This is a genomic window from Mesorhizobium sp. (assembly GCF_017306585.1).
Classification (GTDB): Bacteria; Pseudomonadota; Alphaproteobacteria; order Rhizobiales; family Rhizobiaceae; genus Mesorhizobium.
The window spans coordinates 1-7,167 of sequence record NZ_JAFKIC010000055.1 but is presented as its reverse complement, the minus strand read 5'-3'; the positions used below and the strand labels follow the sequence as shown (position 1 = coordinate 7,167).

Annotated in this window: 8 protein-coding genes; 7 read left to right on the top strand and 1 reads right to left on the bottom strand. The window is 64.6% G+C overall.

Features of this window, described 5'->3' with window-relative positions; genetic code table 11:
- The 7 genes from J0I79_RS02105 to J0I79_RS02075 form a co-directional block, all read left to right on the top strand.
- The coding region (locus J0I79_RS02105; protein ID WP_292855017.1) for a replicative DNA helicase at positions 1-1,049 on the top strand (1,049 nt) is incomplete at its 5' end.
- A 230-nt stretch (positions 1,050-1,279) separates the two neighbouring features.
- Positions 1,280-2,683, top strand: a complete 1,404-nt coding sequence (radA, locus tag J0I79_RS02100; protein ID WP_292855015.1) for a DNA repair protein RadA — start codon at positions 1,280-1,282, stop codon at positions 2,681-2,683.
- 45 nt (positions 2,684-2,728) lie between these two features.
- On the top strand, positions 2,729-3,397 hold the full coding sequence (locus J0I79_RS02095) for a CvpA family protein (RefSeq protein ID WP_292855014.1): 669 nt from the start codon (positions 2,729-2,731) through the stop codon (positions 3,395-3,397).
- 91 nt (positions 3,398-3,488) lie between these two features.
- Positions 3,489-4,958, top strand: coding sequence for an amidophosphoribosyltransferase (gene purF / locus J0I79_RS02090; RefSeq protein WP_292855012.1), 1,470 nt, complete (start codon positions 3,489-3,491; stop codon positions 4,956-4,958).
- 79 nt (positions 4,959-5,037) lie between these two features.
- A complete protein-coding gene (locus J0I79_RS02085) occupies positions 5,038-5,781 on the top strand; it encodes an SDR family NAD(P)-dependent oxidoreductase (protein WP_292855010.1) in 744 nt (247 codons plus the stop codon).
- Positions 5,782-5,858: 77 nt separating this feature from the next.
- Positions 5,859-6,500 (top strand): hypothetical protein, encoded by a 642-nt coding sequence (locus J0I79_RS02080; protein WP_292855008.1) that lies wholly within the window; start codon positions 5,859-5,861, stop codon positions 6,498-6,500.
- A gap of 179 nt (positions 6,501-6,679) precedes the next feature.
- The gene (locus tag J0I79_RS02075) at positions 6,680-6,898 is read left to right on the top strand and encodes a hypothetical protein (RefSeq protein ID WP_027034471.1); all 219 of its coding nucleotides are present in this window, start codon (positions 6,680-6,682) and stop codon (positions 6,896-6,898) included.
- Between the two features lie 47 nt (positions 6,899-6,945).
- Here J0I79_RS02075 and J0I79_RS02070 read toward each other — a convergent pair.
- The coding region (locus J0I79_RS02070; protein ID WP_292855004.1) for an OsmC family protein at positions 6,946-7,167 on the bottom strand (222 nt) is incomplete at its 5' end.

The following is a 7,167-nucleotide window of genomic DNA, read 5'->3' as shown; positions in this document are numbered from 1 at the left end:
CCGAACAGATCGAGGACGCCGAGCGCCGCCTGTTCGAATTGGCCGAAACCGGGCGCTATGACGGCGGCTTCGAGAGCTTCACCGACGCGGTCAAGACCGCCGTCGACATGGCCAACGCCGCCTATATGCGCGACGGCGGCCTGTCGGGTCTAGCCACCGGCATGCGCGATCTCGACCGCCGCATGGGCGGCCTGCAATCGTCCGACCTTATCGTGCTTGCCGGCCGCCCGGGCATGGGCAAGACATCGCTCGCCACCAACATCGCGTTCAATGTCGCCGAGGCCTATGTGCCGGCACAACAGGCGGACGGCTCGTTCAAGGCCGCCAATGGCGGCGTCGTCGGCTTCTTCTCGCTGGAAATGTCGTCGGAACAGCTCGCGACCCGTATCATTTCCGAACAGACGGAAATCTCCTCCTCGAAGATTCGCCGCGGCGAGATCAGCGAGATGGACTTCGAAAAGCTGGTCGCCTGCTCGCAGACGATGCAGAAGATTCCGCTGTTCATCGACCAGACCGGCGGTATCTCCATCGCTCAGCTGTCCGCCCGCGCGCGTCGCCTGAAACGCCAGCGCGGCCTCGACCTGATCGTCATCGACTATATCCAGCTGATGCAGGGCTCTTCCGCCAAGGCGTCGCAGAACCGCGTACAGGAAATCACCGAAATCACGACCGGCCTGAAGGCGCTGGCCAAGGAACTCGGCGTGCCGATCATCGCGCTGTCGCAGCTGTCGCGTCAGGTCGAAAGCCGCGACGACAAGCGCCCCCAGCTGTCGGACTTGCGTGAATCCGGCTCGATCGAGCAGGACGCCGACGTCGTCATCTTCGTCTACCGCGAGGAGTATTACCTCAAGAACCGCGAGCCGAAACTCGGCACCGAGGAATACGTCAAGTGGGAAAACGAGATGAACGAAATGCGCGGCAAGGCCGAAGTGATCGTGGCCAAGCAGCGTCACGGACCGACAGGCACGGTCACGCTCGCCTTCCACGGCGAATTCACCCGCTTCTCCGATCTGGCGGAAGAGCATCATATCGCGGAGAGGTTCGAGTAGCTTTTTGACCCGCCGTCGCATTCCATCCCACCCCCCTCTGTCCTGCCGGACATCTCCCCCGCAAGGGGGGAGATCGGCAGCTTTGCCGGCGGCACATTTCCCGCAACGTTGGCGATTGGCGAAAGCATCGATGGCGGCCAATCTCCCCCCTTGCGGGGGAGATGTCCGGCAGGACAGAGGGGGGTTGGCGGGAACGCTGGCCTACGGCCATATGCCACCGGCGCAGCATCATGGCTAAATCGCGCGTTCAGTTCATCTGCCAGAATTGCGGATCGGTGCATCAGCGCTGGGCCGGCAAATGCGATGCCTGCGGCGAGTGGAACACGCTGGTCGAGGAAGGCACATCGGGCGGCATCGGTTCCGGCCCTGCCAACACGCGCAATGCCCGCAAGGGCCGCGCCGTGGTTCTCACCAGCCTCGACGGCGACATCGAGGACGCGCCGCGGATCGTCTCCGGGATCGGCGAACTCGATCGCGCCACCGGCGGCGGCTTCGTGCGCGGCTCGGCGCTGCTGGTGGGCGGCGATCCCGGCATCGGCAAGTCGACGCTGCTCACCCAGGCGGCCGCCGCGCTTGCCTCAAAGGGCCACCGCATCGTCTATGTCTCGGGCGAGGAGGCGGTCGCACAGATCAGGCTCAGGGCACAGCGGCTCGGCGTCGCCTCCACACCGGTCGAGCTCGCGGCGGAAACCAATGTCGAGGATATCCTGGCCACCATCGCCGACGGCAAGCGGCCCGACCTCGTCATACTCGATTCGATCCAGACGCTGTGGACCGACCTTGCCGATTCGGCACCGGGCACCGTCACCCAGGTGCGTGCCGCCGCGCAGGCGATGATCCGCTACGCAAAGTCCACGGGTGCCGCGATCGTACTGGTCGGCCATGTCACCAAGGAAGGCCAGATCGCCGGCCCGCGCGTGGTCGAGCACATGGTCGACGGCGTGCTCTATTTCGAGGGCGAAGGCGGCCACCACTACCGCATCCTGCGCACGGTGAAGAACCGCTTCGGACCGACGGATGAAATCGGCGTCTTCGAAATGTCGGACAAGGGCCTGCGCGAAGTCTCCAATCCGTCGGAGCTGTTTCTCGGCGAGCGGCATGCCAAATCGCCGGGCGCCGCTGTTTTCGCCGGGATGGAAGGCACAAGGCCTGTTCTGGTCGAAATCCAGGCGCTGGTCGCGCCATCCTCGCTGGGCACGCCGCGACGCGCCGTCGTCGGCTGGGACGGTGCGCGGCTGTCGATGGTGCTCGCCGTGCTGGAAGCGCATTGCGGCGTCCGCTTCGGGCAGCATGACGTCTATCTCAATGTTGCCGGCGGCTATCGCATCAGCGAGCCGGCCGCCGATCTGGCGGTCGCTGCCGCACTGGTTTCCTCGCTCACCGGTCTTGCCCTTCCCGCCGATTGCGTCTATTTCGGCGAAATCAGCCTTTCGGGCGCTATAAGGCCGGTTGCGCATGCGCAGCAGCGCCTCAAGGAAGCCGAAAAGCTGGGTTTTGGTAGCGCGGTTCTGCCATTGGGCAGCGAGGAACTTGCTGGAGGGATCGGGGCCGGCGCTTTCCAGCCCACCGAACTCGCCGACCTCGTGGCGCGCATAGCCGGCACACGGCGCAGCCGTGCCGGCGACGAAGAATGACGGCTCGCCGGGCCGTGGAAAACAGATCGGAGTGGGGCGAAAGACATGCCGATTACGCTGCTTGACGGAATTCTCGTCGGCTTCACCCTGGTCTCGGCGATGCTAGCCATGGTTCGCGGTTTTTCACGCGAGGTACTGTCCGTCGTGTCCTGGGCAGCGGCGGCTGCGGCGGCTTTCTTCTTCTACAAGCCTGTCCTGCCCTATCTGAAGCCGTATATCGAGAATGAGAAGATCGCGATGGCGGCCTCCGCCGGTGTCGTCTTCATCATCGCGCTGATCGTCGTCTCGGTCATCACAATGAAGCTCGCCGACTGGATCATCGATTCCCGGATCGGCGCGCTCGACCGCACGCTTGGCTTCCTCTACGGCGCCGCGCGCGGCATCCTGGTCGTCGCCGTGGCGCTCCTGTTCTTCAACTGGCTGGCCGGCGCCAAGGCACCGGCCTGGGTCGCCGACGCCAAGTCGCGGCCGCTGCTGGAACAGATCGGCGCCAAGCTGCAAAGCCTGCTGCCCGAGGATCCGGAGAACGCCATCCTCAAGAAGCTCAATCCGAATCAGCCGGCCACCGGCACTCCCGCTCCGGACGCGCCAGCCGCGGATGCTCCGACCGGTGGCGACGACGCCAACGCACCGGCGGCCGACGACAATGATGCCGGCCCGGCCGACAACACCACCAAGCCGGCACCTGCACCAGCGCCGGCGCCCGCCAACTGACGGCAAGGCCGATGATCGTGTGAACGACTGCATGGCGCGCGTTGCTTTCGACGCGCGCTAGCCTTATATGGCGCTTTTAGCGGAGCTTAAGATGGCAGACGCAGACGACGTGCTTTCCGCCGAGGCCGACGATCACTTCCACGACGAATGCGGCGTGTTCGGGATTTTCGGCCGCCAGGACGCAGCCGCAATCGTGACGCTTGGCCTGCATGCGCTGCAGCATCGCGGCCAGGAAGCGGCCGGCATCGTTTCCTATGACGGCACCCAGTTCCATGTCGAACGCCATGTCGGCCTGATCGGCGACACCTTCACCAAGCAGGGCGTCATCGACAGGCTGCAGGGCAACCGCGCCATCGGCCACACGCGTTACGCCACGACGGGCGGCGCCGGCATGCGCAACATCCAGCCCTTCTTCGCCGAGCTTGCCGATGGCGGCTTCGCCGTCGCCCACAACGGCAATCTGACGAACGCGATGACAGTCCAGCGCGCCTTGCAGAAGCAGGGCGCCATTTTTTCTTCGACCTCCGATACCGAGACCATCCTGCATCTGGTAGCGACCAGCAAGGAACGCGATCTCAACTCGCGTTTCATCGACGCGGTGCGCCAGGTCGAGGGCGCCTTCTCGCTGGTGGCGATGACGGCCAAGAAGATGATCGGTTGCCGCGATCCGCTCGGCATCCGCCCGCTGGTGCTCGGCGATCTCGACGGCGCCTGGATCCTGGCCTCGGAGACCTGCGCCCTCGACATCATCGGCGCCCGTTTCGTGCGCGATCTGAAGCCGGGCGAAATGGTCGTCGTCACCTCAAAAGGCATCGAAAGCCTGTTTCCGTTCGAACAGCAGAAGACCCGGTTCTGCATTTTCGAATATGTCTATTTCGCCCGCCCAGACTCCTCGGTGGAGGGCCGCAATGTCTATGAGGTGCGCAAGCGCATCGGTGCGGAACTGGCGCAGGAAAACCCGGTCGAGGCCGACATCGTCGTGCCGGTGCCGGACTCCGGCACCCCGGCCGCGATTGGCTTCAGCCAGGCGGCCGGCATTCCCTTCGAGCTTGGCATCATCCGCAACCATTATGTCGGACGCACCTTCATCCAGCCCGGCGATTCCATCCGCCACATGGGCGTCAAGCTGAAGCACAACGCCAACCGGCGCATGATCGAGGGCAAACGCGTCGTGCTGGTCGATGATTCGATCGTGCGCGGCACCACCAGCCAGAAGATCGTGCAGATGGTGCGCGACGCCGGCGCCAGGGAGGTGCACATGCGCATCGCCTCGCCGCCGACCAGCGCCTCGTGCTTCTACGGCGTCGACACGCCGGAAAAGTCGAAGCTCCTGGCGTCGCGCATGTCGATCCAGGAGATGGCGGAATTCATTCGCGTCGATTCGCTCGGCTTCCTGACCATCGACGGGCTCTACCGCGCCGTCGGCGAAGCCGGCCGCAACAACGAGCAGCCGCAATTCTGCGACGCCTGCTTCACCGGCCAGTATCCGACGCGGCTGCTCGACTTCGAAGGCCACGACAATGTGCGCACGCTGTCGCTGCTGGCGACGAGCGGATCGTAATATCTGTTTTGACGCAATTCCGGACGGAAACCCGTAGAACACTTTCCTGGAATTGCTTTTAGTTCACGGACATCCTCGCATGACCCTCGACCTTACCGGCCGCGTCGCGGTCGTCACCGGCGCCTCGCGCGGCATCGGCTATTTCATCGCCCGGGAACTGGCGGCGGCCGGAGCGCATGTCATTGCGGTCGCCCGTACCGTGGGCGGGCTGGAAGAACTCGACGACCAGATCAAGGCCGACGGGCGTGGACAGGCGACGCTGGTGCCACTCGACCTGACCGACATGCCCGGCATCGACCGGCTGGGCGGCGCGATCCATGAGCGCTGGGGCAAACTCGACATTCTCGTCGCCAATGCCGGTGTGCTCGGCGTCATCTCGCCGATCGGCCATGTCGAAGCCAAGACCTTCGAGAAGGTGATGACGGTCAACGTCACCTCGACATGGCGGCTGATCCGCTCGGTCGACCCGCTGCTGCGGCTTTCGGACGCCGGCCGGGCCATCATCCTGTCGTCGAACGCCGCGCATTCGGCGCGCGCCTTCTGGGCGCCTTACGCGGCATCGAAGGCAGCGGTCGAAACCATGATGCGCTCCTGGGCGCATGAGACGCAAAGCCTGCCGCTGCGCGTCAACGCAGCAGACCCAGGTGCTACCCGCACAGCAATGCGGGCGCAGGCCGTGCCAGGCGAGGATCCCGATACGCTGCCGCATCCCCAGGAGATCGCCAGGCGCATCGTGCCGCTGGCGAGCCCTGATTTGAAAGAGACCGGGCTTATCTACCAGGCCAAGCACAACCGGTTCGTCACCTACCGCCAGCCGGAATAAACTTGCCTTCCACGCGGATTAAAACCGCCTTCGGTTACGTTCTTCTGACGTAGGACATTCGAAACCGGAGGACCGACATGCGCAGACTTCTTCTCGTTGCCGCCACCGCCATCACGGCCGCCCTCGCCGCCACGGCCGGCACAGCCCTCGCGCAAGACGCCAAGATGAGTTTCTTCGTCACCAGCGTCGGCTCGGGCAAGGGCGCTGATCTCGGTGGCCTCAAGGGCGCGGATGCGCATTGCGCTTCGCTCGCCGAAGCCGCCGGTACCACTGGAAAGACCTGGGCCGCGTATCTGTCGACCAGCACCGAAGACGCGCGCGACCGGATCGGCAAGGGTCCGTGGTTCAATGCCAAGGGCGAAAAGATCGCCGACGATGTCGCATCTCTGCACAGCGACGCCAACGGCATCACCAAGCAGACAGCGCTCACCGAGAAGGGCGAGATGGTCAACGGCCGTGGCGACACGCCCAACCGTCACGATATGCTGACCGGTTCCAAGCCAGACGGCACCCGGATTGCCGACCAGACCTGCGGCGACTGGACGCTGAGTGGGGCGGAAGGTGCCGCGATGATGGGCCATCACGACCGCACGGGCCTCGATGATTCAGCCGCGGCGAAGTCGTGGAACTCCTCGCATGCATCACGGGGCGGTTGCAGCCAGGAAGCGCTCAAGGGCACAGGCGGCGACGGCCTGTTCTATTGCTTTGCGACCAACTGAGCCTGATCGATCGGGCGCCGCGGCCGGAAAGCCCCCAAGAATTCGCCGGACGATCACGCGGCTGTGATCCGAGGGGAAAAGACGCGCGGAGGTCATGCTTTCGTCATTTCAGCGGAGTTGGTAGGATCGCAGCGACTCCCGCAACAAGCGCCCGAGCTGGGCAGAAGAAGGACATCCTCATGGCTACGACCGCAGCGTTGGTCTGGTACCTGGTAATCGCCGGCCCGCAGGGCGGCATGGTGGTGCTGCCCAGCACCTTCGACAAGCGCGAACAGTGCACGGCCGCGATCACGGAATATCAGAAACAGCCCACTCCCACCGGCTGGTCGATACAGTGCGTGCCAAGCGCATCGCCCTTCACCGACGAGGGCGACGCCGAAGAGCCGGCAGCACAGTAAATATCAACGTACGAGACCCGCGGCCGCCAGGCCGCGGGTCTCGTGATTCAGCGCCGGGCGCTAACCGCCAATTCCGGCTTCTGGTTGATGGTCTGGAACACCACGCAATAGCGCTCGGTCAGCTTCAGGAGCGAATCGATACGCTCCTGGGGCTCATCCGTGTCGAGATTGAAGTTGAGCCGGATGGCGCGAAAGCCGACCGGCGCGTCCTTGGCGACACCAAGCGTGCCGCGAAAATCAAGATCACCTTCGGCTTCCACCGTAGCCGC